The sequence below is a fragment of the Pseudomonas urmiensis genome (assembly GCF_014268815.2).
GTDB classification, from domain to species: domain Bacteria; phylum Pseudomonadota; class Gammaproteobacteria; order Pseudomonadales; family Pseudomonadaceae; genus Aquipseudomonas; species Aquipseudomonas urmiensis.
This window is the reverse complement of record NZ_JABWRE020000001.1, coordinates 2,221,009-2,239,036: the sequence shown is the minus strand read 5'-3', so window position 1 is coordinate 2,239,036 and position 18,028 is coordinate 2,221,009. Positions and strand designations below refer to the sequence as shown.

Here is an 18,028-nt window from a genome sequence, read left to right as displayed (position 1 = left end):
GAAAAATGAGAATGCGCAGGACCACAGCAGCCATCGCCCATCGGGCGGCGGTGTAGAGAAGAGGGGGGAGGGAGCATTGACCCGTTTGGGCCGTGCTGAACCACCGTCTACCGAGTTTGGCGAGACAGTGGCAGAAATACTGCCGGACTAGCTCGCCGTGTGGACCTGTCGCAATCGACTGGGGCTACTGTCCAATGCAGGACTCCTGTGCGGGGATGCGTAATTGCGCGGCGGACCTTACCCCTGGCACGGGGCAAGGTCAACGACACAAAGATGACAATTGCGTCATAGAGGCGTTTGCTCGATCAGGCTGGGCTGATCCGTACCGGCTGCGGTGGTAATCTTGCGCCTTTGGTTACCTACTGCGGATTTTCCCATGCTGTTCAATCTCGCCATCCTCTTCGCCACCGTGCTGGCCATGGAAGGCGTCGGCACCTTGGCGCACAAGTACATCATGCATGGCTGGGGCTGGTGGTTGCACCGCTCGCACCATCAGCCGCAGCTGGGCATGCTGGAAACCAACGACGTCTACCTGGTGGCGCTGGCCTTGATTGCGACCGGCCTGGTGGCGCTGGGCAAGGCCGGGCATACGCCATTGCAGTGGGTCGGCGGCGGGGTAGCGGGTTATGGCCTGCTGTATGTGCTGGCCCATGACGGCTGGTTTCACCGGCATTGGCCGCGCAAGCTGCGCCCAGCCAATCGATACCTGAAGCGACTGCATCGGGCGCACCGGCTACACCATGCGGTTAAGGGGCGCCAGGGCTGCGTGTCGTTCGGGTTTTTCTATGCACCGCCCTTGGCCGTGCTCAAGCGCCAATTGCGTGCACGGCGTACGCACATCGAGCGCTGAAGCAGCGGGCCTCATCCCGGATCAAGCCCGCCCCTGCAAAGGTCAATCTTCAGCGGTACGCCCAGAACCCGCCGCGCCCGGCTCTAGCGTGTGGCCACGACTCACCCACCAGCCAAACCCCGCCGCGGTGAAGAACATCAGCAAGCTATAGATCGCCGCTGGCACTGCCATGGTGGCGTTATTGAGCAGCGACGGGCTCAAGGCCAGGGCAATGGCCAAGGTGCCGTTGTGAATACCGATCTCCATGCCAATGGCAATCGCCTGGCGCTTGGGGATGTTCAACAAGCGCGGCACCCAGTAGCCCACGCCCAGGCTGAGCAGGTTGAACAATAGCGCTGCGCCGCCGACGATCGGTGCGTACTCGACCACGGTCTGCCAATCCTTGGCCAGCGCCAGGACGATGGTGAACGCCAGGAACAGCGCCGCCACCAGCTTCATCGGTTTCTCCATGCGCGCGGCAAAGCCCGGCGCCCAGCGGCGGATCATCATGCCCAGCGCCACTGGCAGCAAGACGATGGCGAACACTTGCATGACCTTGGCAAATTGCAGCGGAATGGCCTGGTCCGATTCCATGAACCAGATCAGCGACAGATTGACCAGCAGCGGCATGGTCAGGATCGCGATCAGCGAGTTGACCGCGGTCAAGGTGATGTTCAGCGCCACATCGCCATGGGCCAGGTGGCTGAACAGGTTGGCCGTAGTGCCGCCGGGCGAGGCTGCCAACAGCATCAGGCCGACCGCCAGTGCCGACTCCAGGCCAAAGCCATTGGCGATCAGGAAGCACACCAACGGCAGCAGCAGGATCTGGCAAGCCAGGCCAATCACTACCGGCTTGGGGTACTTCACCACCCGGGCGAAGTCAGCCAGGGTCAGCGACAAGCCAAGCCCGAGCATGATGATGCCCAAGGCGATAGGCAGGACGGCGGTAAGCAAGGGTGAGGCGGTCATGGGCACTGTCTCGAGCAAAGTAGTGCCAGCAGTGTAGGTGGCGCCCGAACGATCGCTAATCGCACTAGGCCAGGTCTTGGTAAAGTTTTGTTACTGCGCCTGTGGCCAAAGCACCGTCACAGCGGCCCTGCGCCGCGTTGCTTACTGGCGGCGGGCGCAGTAGGATTCGCGCTTTTGCCGAGGATTAGCCTGTCATGCCGTTCCAGCAAGGTCTGCTTGCCACCCCGGTGCCGGCGCACGCCCGTCACCTGTTCTTCACCTTGCACGCAAGCCAGGCGCTGCCTGCGGTGCTCGACGCTTTGCTGACGCACGTCGATGGCCAGCAACTGATCGTCGGCATCGGCGCGCCGCTGGCCAAGGCCCTGGGCCGCGAAGTCCCGGGGCTACGCAGCTTCCCGCAACTGGACGCGGCGGTCGAGAACCCTAGCACCCAGCACGCCCTGTGGCTATGGCTGCGCGGTGCTGAGCGCGGTGAGCTGTTCCTGCGCGCGCAGGCCTTGGAACAACTGCTGGCACCGGCCTTGCGCCTGGTAGACAGTGTCGATGGCTTCCTGCACCGCGGCGGTCACGACCTGACCGGCTATGAGGACGGTACTGAGAACCCGGTCGAGCAAGCGGCAGTAGACGCGGCAATCGTTGCCGGCGAGCAGCCAGGCCTGAGCGGTTCGAGCTTTGCTGCCTTCCAGCTGTGGAAGCATGACCTGAACTACTTCAAGTCGCTGCCGCAGGCTGAGCAAGACAACATCATTGGCCGCCGTCTCAGCGACAACGAAGAGCTGGACGATGCGCCAGAGTCGGCACACGTCAAACGTACCGCTCAGGAGAGCTTCGACCCTGAAGCCTTCATGGTCAGGCGTTCGGTCGCCTGGACCGATGAGCGTGGCGCGGGCCTGGCATTCGTTGCCCTCGGGCATAGCTTCGACGCTTTCGAGGTGCAGCTGCGCCGCATGAGCGGCCTGGAAGACGGCGTGATCGACGGCCTGTACCGCTTCAGCCGGCCACTGACCGGCGGTTACTACTGGTGCCCACCGCTCAATGCTGGCGGTCTGGACTTGAGCTTGCTGCTGCAGGCCTAAAGCTAAACATCCAGATACAGAAACACCCACCGGTGCGGGGTAGAGCGGCTAGCCTTGAAAGTTTCCGATTCATGACGGGAGCTTTTCTATGTACGGTCGTCGTGATGTCCTACGCACTGGTGCGGCTTTAGGCCTACTGGCTGCCAGCCCTTGGCTACGCGCTGAAGCCGCCAGCGGCATGCTCACCCGCAAGGTCCCCGCAACCGGTGAAGCCTTGCCGGTCATCGGCGCTGGCACCTCTGGCAGTTTCGAGGTCGAGGCGGGCTCTGCGCAGTACCAGCAGCTCAAGCAAGTACTCAAGGCGTTTTTCGACGGTGGCGGCAAGGTCATCGACACCTCGCCCAACTACGGCGGCGCCGATGCCATTCTCGGCCAGTTGCTGGAGGAGGGCGGCTGGCACCGCCAGTGCTTCATCGCCACCAAGATCGCCGCCGACAGCGCCGCTGCCGCCCAGGAGCAGTGGGCGGGTACGCTCAAGAGCCTGCGCACCGACAAGGTCGATTTGCTGCAGATCCACAACCTGCGAGACTGGCAACGCCAACTGCCCTACGCCCGCGAGCTCAAGGCCCAGGGCAAGACCCGCTATATCGGCATTACCCACTACCTGGCCAGCGGCCAGGATGATGTCGAGCGGATTGTGCGCAGCGAAAAGCTCGATTTCATCCAGATCAACTATTCGGTCAACTCGCCTGAGGCGGCGAAAAGCCTGCTACCGCTGTGCCAGGACAAGGGCGTGGCGGTGCTGATCAACCGTGCCTTCGATGACGGCCGGCTGTTCGCCAAGGTCAAGGATCAGCCGTTGCCGGGCTGGGCGGCAGAGGCCGGGGTTAGCAGCTGGGCGCAGTTGTTTCTGAAGTTCGCCATCAGCCATCCGGCCGTGACGGCGGTGATCCCCGCGACCAGTCGCCCGGACCGCCAGCTCGATCAACTCAAGGCCGGCAGTGGTGCGTTACTCAGCCAGACGCAGCAGCAAGCGCTGATCGAGCAGTTCGCCTGAGCCGATGAGCAACTGGCGGCGGCGCCTGGATCAAGGGCTCAACCTCAAGCCCGACGAGGGCCCGGCGGTAATCGCCGGTCTGGCCTTGTTCTACCTGCTGTTCACCGGTTACTTCATGCTGCGGCCGGTACGCGAGACCATGGGCGTAGCTGGCGGGGTGGACAACCTGCAATGGCTGTTCACTGGCACCTTCGTGGTGACGCTGATCTGCCTGCCGCTGTTCGGCTGGCTGGCTTCGCGGGTCAAACGACGGCGCATCCTGCCTTGGACCTATGCCTTCTTTGCCAGCAACCTGCTGCTATTTGCCGTGCTGTTTGCCCGCGACCCTGACGATATCTGGCAGGCGCGGGCTTTTTACATCTGGCTGTCGGTGTTCAACCTGCTGGCCATATCTCTGGCCTGGAGCGTGTTGGCTGACCTGTTTTCCAGCGAACAGGGCAAGCGGCTGTTCGGCCTGCTGGCGGCCGGCGCCAGCTTGGGCGGCTTGACCGGTCCGGTGCTCGGCACTTTGCTGGTGGCGCCGCTGGGGCATGCTGGGCTGCTGGTCCTGGCGTGTCTGTTGCTGCTTGGCAGCATCGGCGCCACCCTCTACCTGCAGCGCTGGCGTGACCGCCATCCGTTGCCGGCGATGAGTGAGCATCCGGCCTCCAAGCCCTTGGGTGGCAATCCGTTCGCCGGCGCTACCGCGGTGCTGCGCTCGCCGTATCTACTGGGTATCGCACTGTTCGTGGTGCTGCTGGCCAGTGTCAGTACGTTTTTGTACTTCGAACAGGCACGCATCGTCAGTGAAACGTTCTCTGACCGGACCCGCCAAACCCAGGTGTTTGGCCTGATCGACAGCGTGGTGCAGGCGCTGGCCATACTGACCCAGGTGTTTATCACCGGGCGGCTGGCCCGGCGCCTTGGGGTCGGCGTGCTTTTGGTGGCAGTACCGCTGGTGATGGCGGCCGGTTTCATCTGGCTGGCCATGGCGCCGGTGTTTGCTGTGTTCGTGGTGGTGATGGTGGTACGCCGCGCCGGTGAATACGCCTTGGTTCGCCCTGGGCGAGAAATGCTGTTTACGGTGTTACCTGCCGAAGACAAGTACAAGGCCAAGAACTTCATCGACACCGTGGTCTATCGCGGCGGCGATGCCTTGAGCGGCTGGGTCAAGCGTGCGCTGGATGTGATGGGCGACCACCCGCAGCTGGCCATGCTGATCGGTGCGGCGATTGCCCTGGGCTGGGCGGTTACCGGGGGTTGGCTGGGTCGCCGTCAGCGGGGGCTGGAGGAGCGAAACTGAAATGCGGCCTTGGGGCCGCTGTGCGGCCCTTCGCGGCGGTTCGGCGCCCCGACAAGCCCGCTCCCACAGGGGTAGCGCTGCTCTTAAGTTTTGCGCTGTACCTGTGGGAGCGGGCTTGTCGGGGCGCCGAACCGCCGCGAAGGGCTGCACAGCAGCCCCAATACAGGCGACCCAGCAGTTCGGTAATACCCTGGGGTAGCCGCCGTATGGGCCTTGAATACCCGCTGAAAATGGCTCTGATCAGCGAAACCCAGGCGGTAGGCCACCTCGGCAAGTTCCTCACCTTGGCGAAGCAGCTGCCGCGCCCGGTTGATCCGGGCGTTGAGCAGATAAGCGTGGGGCGTAAAACCAGTGGCTGCACGGAAGGCGCGAATCAGCTGATAGCGCCCAAGGTCGGCTTGGCGTGCCAGCGAGTCGAGGCTCAACTCGGCCAATTCCGCCTGTTCGATATGCTCAATCAGTTGACCCAGAACAGACCGCCCCAGCGGTGCAATGGGAGCTGCCTCCAGCGCAGGGTATGCACTGAAATCATGGTCCCCCATGAACGTCACCAACGCTGCGTGCTTCTCGGCAACCCCGGCGTCTGAGAACAACAGCGCATTGAGCTGACAAAAGTGCTGGTAAAGCTCCACTGAGCGGACGATGCGCGCCGGTTCACCCGCATCAGCCGCTGGCGTGCCCATCTCCAGGCGCAATTGCTGCAACCATTGGGCATCCAGGTGCAGCATCTGGTAACTCCAGGCCGTACCCGGTTCCGGGTTGCAAGCGTGCACCCGCTGCGCCGGCACCAGCACCAGGGTGCCTGGCGTCAGGCGCACTTGCCGTTTGCCGGCACCGCTGAAACGGCTAAAACCCACATCGACCGCACCTATGGAAAACGTTGGGTGGCTATGGGCCTTGTAACAGGCGCGGCTATGACAAGCGCGGCGACTTTCGACGAAGGGCAGGGCGGGGTCATGCCAGATTTCGCTGCTTGCGCAATGCATGGGCCTGTCTCGGGTGTCAGCGGAGCGCGCAGTCTAACCTGTGGCCCACTGTTGCGGCCATTTACCCCGTGACTGTGCTTGACGCCGGCAGGCCAGGGCGGCGAGGCTGGCCCGGTCGCAACGGAGAACAATAATGGACCTGTCGAGCCTGCTGCTTTTCATCCCCGCCTGCTTTGCCCTGAACATGGCACCTGGCCCCAACAACCTCTTGTCCCTGCACAACGCCAGCCGTTATGGCCTGCGCACTGCCTGTGTGGCCGGCGCTGGGCGGATTCTCGCCTTCAGCGGCATGATCACCCTGGCGGCAATGGGCCTGGCGGTGGTGCTGCACACCAGCGAATACCTGTTTCTAAGCATCAAGGTGATTGGCGCGGCCTACCTGTTCTACATCGCCTGGCAACTGTGGCGGGCACCGGTTGCTGAGGCACAACTGACGGGTGAACACCCGCGCGGCACTTGGCGCCTGGCGCGGCAAGAGTTCTGGGTGGCGGCGGGTAATCCGAAAGCGATTTTGCTGTTCACCGCCTTTTTGCCGCAGTTCGTATCGATGAACAGCGCCACGCCGGTCAGTGAACAGTTCCTCTGGCTGGGCGGGCTGTTCCTGCTGTTGGAGTGGGCGGCAATCGCGATCTATGCGGGGCTGGGCGCTTACCTGCAGCGCTGGTTCAATCGGCCTGGACCACGACGGGTGTTCAACCGGGTCAGTGCTTCGCTGCTTGGCTGTGCCGGGTTAGGGTTGCTGGCAGCGCGGCGCTAGGCTTCATCAATCGCGGTAGAACACCTGCACCAGGTGATAGCCAAACTTGGACTTGATCGGCCCGTGGATCTCTCGCAGGGCTTTCTTGAAGATCACCTGGTCGATCGCGCCGACCATCTGCCCTGGGCGCACTTCACCCAGATCGCCGCCGCGCTTGCCCGACGGGCAGGTGGAAAACTTCTTCGCCAGGACGTCGAAGGCCTCGCCCTTGGCGATGCGCTGCTTGAGCTGTTCGGCCTCGGCAGCGGTCTTGACCAGGATGTGACGGGCTTGAGCTTTCATGGGACACCTGTGTATCGGGCAAAAAAGGGCGCCATTATGCCTGATCGCGCAGCTCTGCGCGGTCGCGGAATTGCTCCAGCGCTTCAGGGTTGGCCAGGGCATCGGTATTTTTCACAGGCTGGCCGTGGACCACATTGCGAATCGCCAATTCCACCAGCTTGCCGCTGATGGTCCGCGGGATATCGTTGACCTGGGCGATCACCGCCGGCACGTGGCGCGGCGTGGTGTACTGGCGAATCACCTGGCGGATACGTTGGCGCAGGGCGTCATCCAGTTGCAGCCCCTCGCGCAGGCGCACGAACAGCACCACGCGCACATCGTTGTGCCACTGCTGGCCAATGGCGACGCTCTCGACCACTTCTTCGACCTTCTCAACCTGCCGGTAGATCTCTGCCGTGCCAATGCGCACCCCGCCCGGGTTGAGCACTGCATCGGAGCGGCCATGGATTATCAGGCCACCTGTGGCACTTTGCTCGGCATAGTCGCCCTGGGCCCAGACCCCGGCAAACTGGCTGAAATACGCCTCGTGGTAGCGGCTGCTATCGCTATCGCCCCAGAACCCCAGCGGCATCGAGGGGAAGTTGCGCGTGCAGACCAGCTCGCCTTTCTCGCCGATCAGCGGCTGGCCGTGCTCGTCCCACACCTCCACCGCCATACCGAGGCCTTTGCACTGAATCTCGCCACGGCGCACTGGCAGTAACGGATTCCCCAGGACAAAGCAGGAAACGATATCGGTACCGCCAGACATCGAAGCCAGGCACACGTCGGCCTTGATCTTGCGATAGACGTAGTCGTAGCTGTGCGGCGACAGCGGCGAGCCGGTCGAGAGGATCAGGCGCAGGCTGTCCAGGCGATGGCTGGTGGCCGGCTGCAGGCCTTCTTGCTCCAGCGCGGCCAGGTACTTGGCACTGGTGCCGAAGGCGGTGACCTGCTCGCTATCGATCAGGTCGAGCAGGCGTTCGGCGGCTGGATGAAATGGCGAGCCGTCGTAGAGCACGATCGTTGCGCCAACGGCTAAGGCGCTGGCCAGCCAGTTCCACATCATCCAGCCGCAGGTGGTGTAGTAGAACAGGACGTCGTCGGCCTTCAAATCGTTATGCAGGCCATGTTCCTTGAGGTGCTGCAACAACACACCGCCAGCGCGATGGACGATGCACTTTGGCACGCCGGTGGTGCCGCTGGAGTAGAGGATGTACAGCGGATGGTCGAAGGGCAGCGCAGTGAACTGCGGCTCGCCCCCGGGCTGGTAGAACGCATTCCACAGGCTGACGTTGGGCGCGACGAACTCCTCGGCTTGGGTATGGCTGCGGGTATAGGGCACGATCAGCAAGCGCTCAAGGCCTGGCAGCTGGCTGACCACTTGGTTGATCTTGTCCACCTGGTCGATGCACTTGCCGGCGTACTCGTAGCCGGCGCAGGCAATCAGGAGTTTCGGCTCGATCTGGCCGAAGCGATCGATGATGCCGTGCAGGCCGAATTCGGGTGAGGAGCTGGACCAGACCGCGCCGATACTGGCGCAGGCGAGCATGGCCACCAACGTTTCCCAGGTATTGGGCATGACCGCAGCAACCCGGTCACCGGCCTGGATGCCCCACGCGCTCAAGGCACGCTGGAAACCGGCCACCTGGGCGGCCAGTTGGCTATGGGTGAACCCCTGGCGTTTACCGTCTTCACGTACGGCGATAACCGCCGGGCGGTCGTCGCGGCGCTGCAGCAGGTGTTCGGCGTAGTTGAGGGTGGCGCCAGGGAACCAGCGCGCATCGGGCATGCGGGGGCCTTCTTCGAGTACCTGGCTGGCGGGGGATTGCCACTGTACGTGGAAGTACTCCGCCAGGGTCTGCCAGAAGGCTGCGCGGTGCTCGATGCTCCAGCGGTGCAGGGCGGGGTAATCGTTGAGCTGCAGATTGAAACGCAGGTTGACCCGGCGGCGGAAGGCATCCATCCGGCTGGCCTCGATCCGCGCCGTGGAGGGGCGCCAGAGCACATCGTTCATGCCGAAATCTCCGCAAAGGCGTGTAGGCGCGAGTAAGCCCGCGCCTACAAGGGCTCTATTACTCCACTTTAGCTGTTTCTACCTTTTCGGACGCCGACCATACGCGATAACGCACCTCGACACCTTTGGGCACGTAGACCACCACCGGCAGCTTGCTGTTGTAGCGCAGCATGAAGCCTTCGCCGATTACCGGCACGAAGGCCTTGGTTTTCTTGCCATCCGGGCAGGCCATCAGGGTGCTGGCCGGGCCGCCGACTGTTTCCAGCCGGTAGTAGCTGTAGCCCCAGCCTTCCAGGGTTTTTTCTTCCAGGGTTCCTGCCAGACGCTGACGATTGCAGTCCACCTCAAGGGTTTTGCCAGCCAGAATCTCCAGCTTGTGGGCCGATTCATCTGCCTGCGCGGGCAGGCGGATGACCTGGCGGGTGAAGCCTTGTTCCGCCTCAGGATAGGGCGCGACGTCCTTGAGCGTGGCCGCCATTGCCGGAACGGCGGCGGCCAGGGTCAGGGAGAAGATCGCGGTCAGTGGGAATGGGCGCATACGGCCTCCTTGCAATTGAACGAATGCAAGACCGCGCCAGGCCCACCGCCAACCCTCACTGGGCCAGCCAGCCACCATCGACGTTCCAGGCGGCGCCGCGGACCTGGCTTGCGGCCTCGCTGCACAGGAACAATACCAGCTCACCCAGATGCTGGGGGGTGACGAACGCCAAAGAAGGTTGTTTTTCGGCGAGCAAATCGTGCTGCGCTTGCTGCGGATCAGCCCCGGCCGCTGCGCGATCGTCGATCTGCTTCTGCACCAGCGGGGTCAACACCCAACCGGGGCAGATGGCGTTGCAGGTGACATTGCTGGTAGCGGTTTCCAGCCCCACCACCTTGGTCAGGCCGATCACGCCATGTTTGGCAGCCACATACGCGGCCTTGCCAGTAGAGCCCACCAAACCATGCACCGAAGCGATATTGACGATCCGCCCCCAGTTGCGCGCACGCATGCCGGGCAAGGCCAGACGCGTGCCATGAAACACCGCCGAGAGGTTCAGGGCAATGATCTTGTCCCAGCTTTCGAGGGGAAAGTTCTCGACCGGGGCGACGTGCTGGATCCCGGCGTTATTGACGAGGATATCGACCCCGCCAAAGTCGCGCTCAGCCAGGGCGAACAGGTCTTCAATCTGCGTGACCTGGGACAAGTCTGCCGGGTGATGGGCAACCTTCACCCCGTGGCGGGCGATCTCGGCCAGTGCCGGCGCCGGATCGCCAAAGCCGTTGAGGATGATGTTCGCCCCAGCGCCTGCCAGCACTTGGGCAATGCCCAGGCCGATGCCGCTGGTGGAACCGGTGACGAGTGCAGTTTTGCCAGTCAGTGTCATGCAAAAGCTCCTTAGACGATGCCGGTGGCGTAGAAAGTCGCGATGACCACGAAAACCGCCAGGGTCTTGATCAGGGTAATCCCAAAAATATCTTTGTAGGCTTCGCGGTGGGTCAGGCCGGTGACGGCCAGCAACGTGATCACCGCGCCGTTGTGCGGCAGGGTGTCCATGCCGCCACTGGCCATCGCCGCCACCCGGTGCAGCACTTCAAGCGGGATGTTGGCGGCGTTGGCCGCTGCGATGAAACTGTCGCCCATCGCCGCCAGGGCAATACTCATCCCGCCTGATGCCGAGCCAGTGATGCCCGCCAGCAAGGTCACGGTGATGGCTTCGTTGACCAGCGGATTAGGGATACCGCGTAGCGCATCGGCCAGCACCAAGAAGCCCGGCAGCGAGGCGATCACCGCACCGAAGCCGTATTCCGATGCGGTGTTCATGGCAGCGAGCAAGGCGCCGCTGACAGCGCTTTTGGTGCCCTCGGCCAGGCGCTGGCGGATTGCGCCGAAGGCGCACACCAGCACCATCAAGATGCCCACCAGCAAGGCCGCCTGCACCGCCCAGATCGCGGTCAGCTTGGCCACATCGCTCTGCACTGGCGCGGCCATCCCCGGCAGTTGCAGGCTATGGCTGCTGCCGTACCACTGGGGGATCCAGTGGGTGAACAGTAGGTTCATCACCCCCACCAGCAGCAGCGGGGCGAGTGCCAGCAGCGGGTTGGGCAGGGCCAGGTCGTCAGCGGTTTCTGGCTCATTGCGCAGTTCGCTGCCATAGCCTTCGCCGGCTCGCTGAGCCTTGTTGCGTTGGCGCTGCAGGTAGAGCATGCCGGTACAGAACACGAAGATTGTGCCAATCAAGCCCAGCCAGGGCGCGGCCCAGGCCGTGGTGTTGAAGAAGGTGCTGGGGATGATGTTCTGGATTTGTGGCGTGCCGGGCAGGGCGTCCATGGTGAAGGAGAACGCACCCAGGGCAATGGTCGCCGGGATCAGGCGCTTAGGGATATTGCTCTGGCGGAACATTTCCGCAGCGAACGGGTACACCGCGAACACCACCACGAACAGCGACACACCGCCATAGGTGAGCAGGGCGCAGACCAGCACGATCACCAGCATGGCCTGGCGGGTGCCCAGTAGGCGGATGGCGGCGGCAACGATCGAGCGCGAGAAGCCAGACAGCTCGATCAGCTTGCCGAACACCGCGCCGAGCAGAAATACCGGGAAGTACAGCTTGATGAAGCCGACCATTTTTTCCATGAACACGCCGGTGAAAGCGGGGGCAACAGCAGAAGGGTCGGTGAGCAGCACCGCGCCGAGGGCGGCGATGGGGGCGAAGAGGATTACGCTGTAGCCGCGGTAGGCGGCGAGCATCAGCAGCGCGAGGGCTGCCAAGGCGATGAGCACAGTCATCGGGTCTATCTCCTGGGTGAATCTTGTTTTTATGGGTTTGGAGGGGATAGCGGGAATCGTGCCAGCTGCTTAAGTGATTGATTTATATGTGTTTATCTTTTAGCTCAGGAATGTATGTCTCTGATTTGAGATTGTTGGGGCCGCGTTGCGGCCCATCGGAGCGGTTCGTCGGGGCGCCGAACCGCTCCGATGGCCGCAACGCGGCCCCAACTCTGCGGTCTCTAACTATAGATCGCCAATCTCATTATTGAGACAAAACCCCCAGCGCGACCATCTTCTTGTATAACGTCGACCGTCCCACCCCCAGGCTCTGCGCCGTTTGCGGCACATTCCCGGCACAACGCGCCAAGGCCTCGACAATCACCTTACGCTCAAACTGCTCACACGCTTCGCGCAGATTCAACGCAACCGGCGCCCCTTCCACAACCAGCAGAGGCCCTAGCGCTTCCTGCAAATCACACAACCCCAAGCGCGGCTGATCCGCCAACAGCGTCGCCCGCTCCAGCACGTTACGCAGCTCACGAATATTGCCCGGCCAGGCATGGCGCATCAGCAAGGCCTGCGCCTCATCTTCAAGCTCATACTGACTGCCCAAATCCGCCAGAATCGCCTCACACAGTGCCGGCAGGTCATCCAGACGCTCACGCAGCGGCGGCACCTGGATCGGCAGCACGTTCAGCCGGTAGTACAAATCCGCACGGAACCGGCCTTCGGCCATGGCTGCCTGCAGATCGATGGACGTTGCAGCGATGATCCGCACATCGCTGCGCAGCATCTGGTTGGAACCAACCGGCTCGTACTCTTTCTCTTGCAGCACCCGCAGCAGCTTGCTCTGTAATGCCAGCGGCATATCGCCGATCTCATCGAGAAACAGCGTGCCGCCTTCGGCCAATTGCAGCTTGCCGGAACGGCCCTTGCGCTCAGCGCCGGTAAAGGCACCCGGCGCGGTGCCAAAGAACTCGGCCTCAAGCAGCGTTTCAGGAATCGCGGCGCTGTTGATGCTGACAAAGGCCTTGTGTGCCCTGGCCGAGGCGGCGTGGATGGCGTGGGCCAGCAGCTCCTTGCCGGTGCCGGTTTCACCCAGCAGCAACACCGGCGAATCACTGTTGGCCCCACGCCGGGCACGGCGTTTGGCTTCAAGGCTGGCTGGGCTGGTGCCGACGAACTGGGCGAAGGTGTACTTGGCCTGGCGCGCCCGCAACTGCGAACGGGTCGATGCCAGTTCCTGCTGCATGCTCGAATAACGTTTGAGCAGCGGTGACAAGCTGCGCAGTTCATCGAACAAGGCAAAGCCAATCGCCCCGATCAGCTTGCCCTGGTCGTCATGAATCGGCAGGCGCATGACCACCAAGGGTTCATTGGGCGTATCGAGCATATCCAGCAGGATCGGCTTGCCATCGCTGACCACCTCGCGCATCAGGCTACCGGGAATCACCGCCTCGCACGGCTGGCCGATGGCAGTGGCGGCGTCCGGCAGGCCAAAGCGGCGGGCGTAGCGCTCGTTCATCCAGACGATGCGCGCCTGGCGGTCGACGATCACCGTGCCTTCGCTGGACTGCTCGATGATCTCGAACAGCGATCGGATCGCCAACTGGCGTACTTGGGGATAGTCCTTGAGGCTGTCGCTGTCGTGCATGGGGAGGCCTGGATAGGTGGAGCATGATTAAAGGTTTGTCAGTCGTAGCGGGTTGTCTGTTTCGCGGGCAAGCCCACTCCCACAGGGATCGCAGCGATCCGCTTGCCAGTGCTGAGCCTGTTACCTGCGCGGGTCGAACGCCTCGCGCAGGGCATCACCCATGAATACCAGCAACGAGAGAATCAAGGCCAGGGCAAAGAACGCGGTGAAGCCTAGCCAAGGCGCCTCCAGATGCTGCTTGCCCTGAGTCACCAACTCGCCCAGCGAGGCGCTGCCAGCAGGCATGCCGAAACCGAGGAAATCCAGGGCGGTGAGGGTGGTGATGGCGCCGGTGAGCATGAACGGGATGAGCGTCAGGGTGGCATTCATGGCATTGGGCAGGATATGCCGCAGCATGATCTGGCTGTCCGCCATGCCCAGCGCACGGGCCGCCTTGACGTACTCAAGGTTGCGCCCGCGCAGGAACTCTGCACGTACCACATCGACCAGGGTCAGCCAGGAAAACAACGCCATGATCCCCAGCAGCCACCAGAAATCCGGCTCGACAAAGCCGCTGAGGATGATCAGCAAATACAGCACCGGCAACCCCGACCAGACCTCCAACAAGCGCTGCCCGAGCAAGTCGACCCAACCGCCGTGATAGCCCTGCAAGGCCCCGGCAAGCAGCCCGATCAGCACACTGACAACCGTCAGGGCGAAAGCGAACAGCAGCGATACCCGCGTGCCATACAGCACCCGCGCCAGCACATCGCGCCCCTGATCATCGGTGCCCAGCCAGTTAGCGGTGGACGGCGGGCTGGGTGTCGGCACTTGCAAGTCGTAGTTGGGGGTATCGGCACTGAACGGGATCGGGGCAAACAGCATCCATCCCCCTTGGCCCTCGATCAGCTCGCGTACGTACTGGCTGCGATAGTCCGGCTGGAACGGCAATTGCCCGCCAAACGCCTGCTCGGTGTAACGCTTGAGCGCCGGTACGTACAGCTCGCCCTTGTAAGACAGCAGCAGCGGTTTGTCGTTGGCCACCAGCTCAGCGCCCAGGCTCAGCAGCAACAGCCCGGCAAACAGCCACAGGGAAATCCAGCCGCGACGATTGTCGCGAAAGCGTCGCAGGCGGCGTCGCGAGACAGGCGAGAGCATCAGTGCGCCCTCGTGTCGAAGTCGATACGCGGATCGAGCAGGGTGTAGCACAGGTCACCGATCAAGCGAATCAGCAGCCCGGCCAGGGTGAAGATGAACAGCGTGCCGAACACCACCGGATAGTCGCGTGATACAGCGGCCTCGTAGCTCATCCGCCCCAGGCCATCGAGCGAGAAGATCACTTCGATCAGCAAGGAGCCTGCGAAAAACACCGTGATCAACGCCTGCGGCACTCCAGCCACCACCAGCAGCATGGCATTGCGCAGCACATGCCCATACAGCACCCGCCGCTCGCTCAGGCCCTTGGCGCGGGCGGTGACCACGTACTGACGGGAAATCTCATCGAGAAAGGCATTTTTGGTCAGCAGGGTCAGCGTCGCGAAACCGCCGATCACCAAGGCGCCGACTGGCAGCACCAAGTGCCAGAAGTAATCCGCGACTTTGCCCAGCAAGCTGAGCTGGTCGAAGTTTTCCGAGACCAGCCCGCGCACCGGGAACCAGTTCAGCGACGTGCCGCCCGCGAACAGCACGATCAACAGCAAGGCGAACAGGAACGAGGGCAGGGCATAGCCAATCACGATCAGCGCACTGCTCCAGGCGTCGAACCGACTGCCGTGGTGCACGGCTTTGCGAATGCCCAGGGGGATGGACACCAGGTAGGTGATCAGCGTCGCCCAAAAGCCCAGCGACAGGGTCACCGGTAGTTTTTCCAGGATCAGCTCGGTGACCTTGGCGCCGCGAAAGAAACTGTTGCCAAAGTCGAGCCTGGCGTACTGGCCGAGCATCAACCAAAGGCGTTCCGGGGCGGTCTTGTCGAAACCGTACTGGCGCTTGATCTCTTCGATCAGCTTTGGGTCCAGCCCGCGGGTCGCCCGCGATTCCCCCTGGAGCGTCTCGACCCGTGCCCCAGGTGCGCCACCGCCAATACCTTGCAGACGCGCGACTGCTTGCTCCACGGGGCCACCAGGCGCTGCCTGGACGATGGCGAAGTTGACCAGCAGGATCGCCAGCAAGGTGGGAATGATCAACAACAGCCGGCGCAGGATGTAGGTCGTCATGGCGAAGTCTTCCGGCGCTCGGCCATCTGTTCGTTGGTCAGGGCGGTGGGGCTGATTTCCCACCAGGTATCCAGGCCTTCGTCATAGCTCGCTTGCACCTTGGGCAGGCCGAAGCGATTCCACCACACGGTCGAGCTGCCGGGCGGGTAGTAGTTGGGGATCCAGTAGTAGTTCCATTGCAGCACCCGGTCCAGGGCGTGGGCGTAGCGCAACATGCTCGCCTGGCTGTCGGCCCGCACCAGGCCATCGAGCAGGGTGTCCACGGCAGGGTCCTTGAGCACCATGAGGTTGTTCGAGCCCGGGTCGTTGGCCGACGCCGAGCCAAAGTAGTTGTATAGCTCAGCGCCCGGCGACAGGGTGACTGGGTAGCCGGTGACGATCATGTCGTAGTCGCGCGCCATCACCCGGTTGATGTATTGCGCCGAGTCGAGGTTGCGGATGTTCAGGGTGATGCCGATCTGTGCCAGGTTGCGCTTCCACGGCAGCAACAACCGCTCAAGGCCAGACTGGCCGTTGAGGAAGGTGAACGCCAGTGGCTCGCCCTGGGCGTTCACCAGGCGATCCCCCTCGGGCTGCCAACCAGCGCTTTGCAGCAGCTGCAACGCTTGCAACTGCTGTGGGCGGATGATCCCGGAGGCATCGGTGACCGGCGCGCTGAAGACTGTGCTGAACACCTCATCCGGCACCTGGCCGCGCAGCGGTTCCAGCAGCTTGAGCTCTTCGGCATCCGGCAGTTGCCGCGCGGCCAGGGGGGTATTGGAGAACACGCTCTGCTGGCGGATGTACATCTTGCGCATCATCTGCCGGTTGCTCCATTCGAAATCCCAGAGCATGGCCAGCGCCTGGCGGGTGCGACGGTCCTTGAACATGGCGTGGTCCAGGTTGAACACAAAACCCTGGGCGGTCTGTGGCTTGGCAGGCCCCAGGTGTGCACGTTGCAAGCGGCCATCGTCGAGTTGCGCGCCGTTGTAGCCAATGGTGTAGGCGGTGGCGGAAAACTCGCGGTTGTAATCGTAGCCACCGCCCCGCAATACCTGGCGCGCGACTTCGGTATCGCCGAAAAACTCGATGCGGATACGTTCGAAGTTATAGCGCCCACGGCTGACCGGCAGGTCTTTGGCCCACCAATTGGCATCGCGCTCGAAGGTAATGCTGCGCCCGTTGTCGATCCGGCCAATACGATAAGGCCCACTGCCAACGGGTTTGCTGAAGCCTGCGCCATTGGCGAAGTCACGCTGTTGCCAATCGTGCTCGGGCAAAACCGGCAGACTGGCCAGATCCAAGGGCAGGGTACGGCCATGAGGCTGCTTGAAATCAAAGCGCACCCGCTGCGGGCCTTCGACCGTCACCTTGGCGACTTCAGCGAACTGGGTGCGGAATTTCAGGCTGCCCTTGCTCATCAGCAGCTCGAAGGTAAAACGCACATCCTCGGCACGCACCGGCTTGCCATCGGCGAAGGTCGCGCGCGGATCGAGGTCAAAGCGCAGCCAGGCATCGTCCGGTCCACGCTCCATGCGACGGGCGATCAGCCCATAAACGGTATAAGGCTCATCGAACGAACGCACTGCCAGCGGTGCATACAGCCAGCCATCGACTTCACTGACGCCAGTGCCCTTGTCGATGTAAGGCAAAATATGGTCGAACTGACCAATCTCGATCGCCGAGCGGCGCAGCGTGCCGCCCTTGGGGGCATCGGGATTGACGTAATCGAAGTGGCGGAACGCTTCGGCGTAGCGGGGGGCTTCGCCATAGACCGTGAGTGCGTGTGAAGCACCGGCATAGGCGCTGGATGACTGCACCAGCAGACCGACCAGCAACCCGCGCCAGGCGCATTTCCCCAAACGATTCAGCACCTTGTAGGAGCGGGCTTGCCCCGCGATAGCGCCAGCAAAGTCACCACAGTTACCAGCCGGATCACCCTCGACGGAGCACCCCACCCCCACAGGCTGCATAGCGTTCCTGAGGAACAATCGCCGATCAGTCCTGACGGCTGGTCACTTCCAACAGGTGGTAACCGAACTGAGTCTTGACCGGGCCTTGCACGACGTTGATCGGCGCGCTGAACACCACGGTGTCGAATTCCTTGACCATCTGGCCTGGGCCGAACGAGCCCAGGTCACCGCCTTGGCGGCTGGACGGGCAGGTCGAGTTGGCTTTGGCAACTTCGGCGAAATCGGCACCCGCTTCGATCTGGGCTTTGAGTTCGTTGCACTTCTCTTCGCTGGCAACCAGGATGTGACGGGCAGTGGCGCGGGCCAT

General features: G+C 62.8%; 17 protein-coding genes. 5 read left to right on the top strand and 12 right to left on the bottom strand.

The genetic code is table 11. The features are described from left to right. Window positions 1–376: 376 nt before the first annotated feature. Complete coding sequence (locus HU737_RS09880; RefSeq protein WP_186554422.1) at window positions 377–850, top strand: sterol desaturase family protein; 474 nt, start codon at window positions 377–379, stop codon at window positions 848–850. A gap of 42 nt (window positions 851–892) precedes the next feature. Here HU737_RS09880 and HU737_RS09875 read toward each other — a convergent pair whose 3' ends face one another. Further along, window positions 893–1,798 carry a bile acid:sodium symporter family protein gene (locus HU737_RS09875; RefSeq protein WP_186554423.1) on the bottom strand — a complete coding sequence of 302 codons (906 nt, stop codon included), beginning with the start codon at window positions 1,796–1,798 and terminating at the stop codon, window positions 893–895. A gap of 194 nt (window positions 1,799–1,992) precedes the next feature. Here HU737_RS09875 and HU737_RS09870 point away from each other — a divergent pair, with 194 nt between their 5' ends. From HU737_RS09870 to HU737_RS09860, 3 genes are all read left to right on the top strand, one after another. Further along, window positions 1,993–2,874, top strand: coding sequence for a Dyp-type peroxidase (locus HU737_RS09870; protein ID WP_186554424.1), 882 nt, complete (start codon window positions 1,993–1,995; stop codon window positions 2,872–2,874). 88 nt (window positions 2,875–2,962) lie between these two features. Next, window positions 2,963–3,871, top strand: a complete 909-nt coding sequence (locus tag HU737_RS09865) for an aldo/keto reductase (RefSeq protein ID WP_186554425.1) — start codon at window positions 2,963–2,965, stop codon at window positions 3,869–3,871. 4 nt (window positions 3,872–3,875) lie between these two features. After that, window positions 3,876–5,153 (top strand): NTP/NDP exchange transporter, encoded by a 1,278-nt coding sequence (locus tag HU737_RS09860; protein ID WP_186554426.1) that lies wholly within the window; start codon window positions 3,876–3,878, stop codon window positions 5,151–5,153. Between the two features lie 83 nt (window positions 5,154–5,236). Here the strand turns inward: HU737_RS09860 and HU737_RS09855 are convergent, their stop codons facing one another. After that, window positions 5,237–6,139 (bottom strand): AraC family transcriptional regulator, encoded by a 903-nt coding sequence (locus tag HU737_RS09855; protein WP_186554427.1) that lies wholly within the window; start codon window positions 6,137–6,139, stop codon window positions 5,237–5,239. Window positions 6,140–6,272: 133 nt separating this feature from the next. Between HU737_RS09855 and HU737_RS09850 the strand changes: the two genes are divergently transcribed. Beyond that, complete coding sequence (locus HU737_RS09850; RefSeq protein ID WP_186554428.1) at window positions 6,273–6,896, top strand: LysE family translocator; 624 nt, start codon at window positions 6,273–6,275, stop codon at window positions 6,894–6,896. 6 nt (window positions 6,897–6,902) lie between these two features. On the opposite strand, the gene HU737_RS09845 is transcribed toward HU737_RS09850, so the two are convergent. The 10 genes from HU737_RS09845 to HU737_RS09800 form a co-directional block, all read right to left on the bottom strand. Next, window positions 6,903–7,178, bottom strand: coding sequence for a peptidylprolyl isomerase (locus HU737_RS09845; RefSeq protein WP_186554429.1), 276 nt, complete (start codon window positions 7,176–7,178; stop codon window positions 6,903–6,905). Between the two features lie 34 nt (window positions 7,179–7,212). Further along, window positions 7,213–9,171: an acetoacetate--CoA ligase gene (locus tag HU737_RS09840; RefSeq protein WP_186554430.1), complete on the bottom strand. Its 1,959-nt coding sequence runs from the start codon at window positions 9,169–9,171 to the stop codon at window positions 7,213–7,215. A 58-nt stretch (window positions 9,172–9,229) separates the two neighbouring features. Then, the gene (gene eco, locus HU737_RS09835; protein ID WP_186554431.1) at window positions 9,230–9,709 is read right to left on the bottom strand and encodes a serine protease inhibitor ecotin; all 480 of its coding nucleotides are present in this window, start codon (window positions 9,707–9,709) and stop codon (window positions 9,230–9,232) included. Between the two features lie 55 nt (window positions 9,710–9,764). Further along, window positions 9,765–10,535, bottom strand: coding sequence for a 3-hydroxybutyrate dehydrogenase (gene hbdH, locus HU737_RS09830; protein WP_186554432.1), 771 nt, complete (start codon window positions 10,533–10,535; stop codon window positions 9,765–9,767). Between the two features lie 11 nt (window positions 10,536–10,546). Then, window positions 10,547–11,938, bottom strand: coding sequence for a GntP family permease (locus tag HU737_RS09825; RefSeq protein WP_186554433.1), 1,392 nt, complete (start codon window positions 11,936–11,938; stop codon window positions 10,547–10,549). A gap of 244 nt (window positions 11,939–12,182) precedes the next feature. Further along, the gene (locus HU737_RS09820) at window positions 12,183–13,574 is read right to left on the bottom strand and encodes a sigma-54 interaction domain-containing protein (RefSeq protein ID WP_186554434.1); all 1,392 of its coding nucleotides are present in this window, start codon (window positions 13,572–13,574) and stop codon (window positions 12,183–12,185) included. A 120-nt stretch (window positions 13,575–13,694) separates the two neighbouring features. Continuing rightward, window positions 13,695–14,711 (bottom strand): ABC transporter permease, encoded by a 1,017-nt coding sequence (locus tag HU737_RS09815; protein ID WP_186554435.1) that lies wholly within the window; start codon window positions 14,709–14,711, stop codon window positions 13,695–13,697. Next, window positions 14,711–15,769 (bottom strand): microcin C ABC transporter permease YejB, encoded by a 1,059-nt coding sequence (locus tag HU737_RS09810; RefSeq protein ID WP_186554436.1) that lies wholly within the window; start codon window positions 15,767–15,769, stop codon window positions 14,711–14,713. Before HU737_RS09810 ends, HU737_RS09815 begins: the two co-directional genes overlap by 1 nt. Continuing rightward, window positions 15,766–17,721: an extracellular solute-binding protein gene (locus tag HU737_RS09805; RefSeq protein WP_225915600.1), complete on the bottom strand. Its 1,956-nt coding sequence runs from the start codon at window positions 17,719–17,721 to the stop codon at window positions 15,766–15,768. Before HU737_RS09805 ends, HU737_RS09810 begins: the two co-directional genes overlap by 4 nt. A 25-nt stretch (window positions 17,722–17,746) precedes the next feature. Further along, window positions 17,747–18,028 carry a peptidylprolyl isomerase gene (locus HU737_RS09800; protein WP_186554437.1) on the bottom strand — a complete coding sequence of 94 codons (282 nt, stop codon included), beginning with the start codon at window positions 18,026–18,028 and terminating at the stop codon, window positions 17,747–17,749.

Bases quoted from the DNA above. Each gene is read 5' to 3' on its own strand.
- HU737_RS09865 (WP_186554425.1), top strand. From the start codon at position 2,963: ATGTACGGTCGTCGTGATGTCCTACGCACTGGTGCGGCTTTAGGCCTA.
- HU737_RS09870 (WP_186554424.1), top strand. From the start codon at position 1,993: ATGCCGTTCCAGCAAGGTCTGCTTGCCACCCCGGTGCCGGCGCACGCC.
- HU737_RS09805 (WP_225915600.1), bottom strand. From the start codon at position 17,721: ATGCAGCCTGTGGGGGTGGGGTGCTCCGTCGAGGGTGATCCGGCTGGT.
- HU737_RS09875 (WP_186554423.1), bottom strand. From the start codon at position 1,798: ATGACCGCCTCACCCTTGCTTACCGCCGTCCTGCCTATCGCCTTGGGC.
- hbdH (WP_186554432.1), bottom strand. From the start codon at position 10,535: ATGACACTGACTGGCAAAACTGCACTCGTCACCGGTTCCACCAGCGGC.
- HU737_RS09820 (WP_186554434.1), bottom strand. From the start codon at position 13,574: ATGCACGACAGCGACAGCCTCAAGGACTATCCCCAAGTACGCCAGTTG.
- HU737_RS09840 (WP_186554430.1), bottom strand. From the start codon at position 9,171: ATGAACGATGTGCTCTGGCGCCCCTCCACGGCGCGGATCGAGGCCAGC.
- HU737_RS09810 (WP_186554436.1), bottom strand. From the start codon at position 15,769: ATGACGACCTACATCCTGCGCCGGCTGTTGTTGATCATTCCCACCTTG.
- HU737_RS09850 (WP_186554428.1), top strand. From the start codon at position 6,273: ATGGACCTGTCGAGCCTGCTGCTTTTCATCCCCGCCTGCTTTGCCCTG.
- HU737_RS09880 (WP_186554422.1), top strand. From the start codon at position 377: ATGCTGTTCAATCTCGCCATCCTCTTCGCCACCGTGCTGGCCATGGAA.
- eco (WP_186554431.1), bottom strand. From the start codon at position 9,709: ATGCGCCCATTCCCACTGACCGCGATCTTCTCCCTGACCCTGGCCGCC.
- HU737_RS09860 (WP_186554426.1), top strand. From the start codon at position 3,876: ATGAGCAACTGGCGGCGGCGCCTGGATCAAGGGCTCAACCTCAAGCCC.
- HU737_RS09825 (WP_186554433.1), bottom strand. From the start codon at position 11,938: ATGACTGTGCTCATCGCCTTGGCAGCCCTCGCGCTGCTGATGCTCGCC.
- HU737_RS09815 (WP_186554435.1), bottom strand. From the start codon at position 14,711: ATGCTCTCGCCTGTCTCGCGACGCCGCCTGCGACGCTTTCGCGACAAT.
- HU737_RS09855 (WP_186554427.1), bottom strand. From the start codon at position 6,139: ATGCATTGCGCAAGCAGCGAAATCTGGCATGACCCCGCCCTGCCCTTC.
- HU737_RS09800 (WP_186554437.1), bottom strand. From the start codon at position 18,028: ATGGCCCGCGCCACTGCCCGTCACATCCTGGTTGCCAGCGAAGAGAAG.
- HU737_RS09845 (WP_186554429.1), bottom strand. From the start codon at position 7,178: ATGAAAGCTCAAGCCCGTCACATCCTGGTCAAGACCGCTGCCGAGGCC.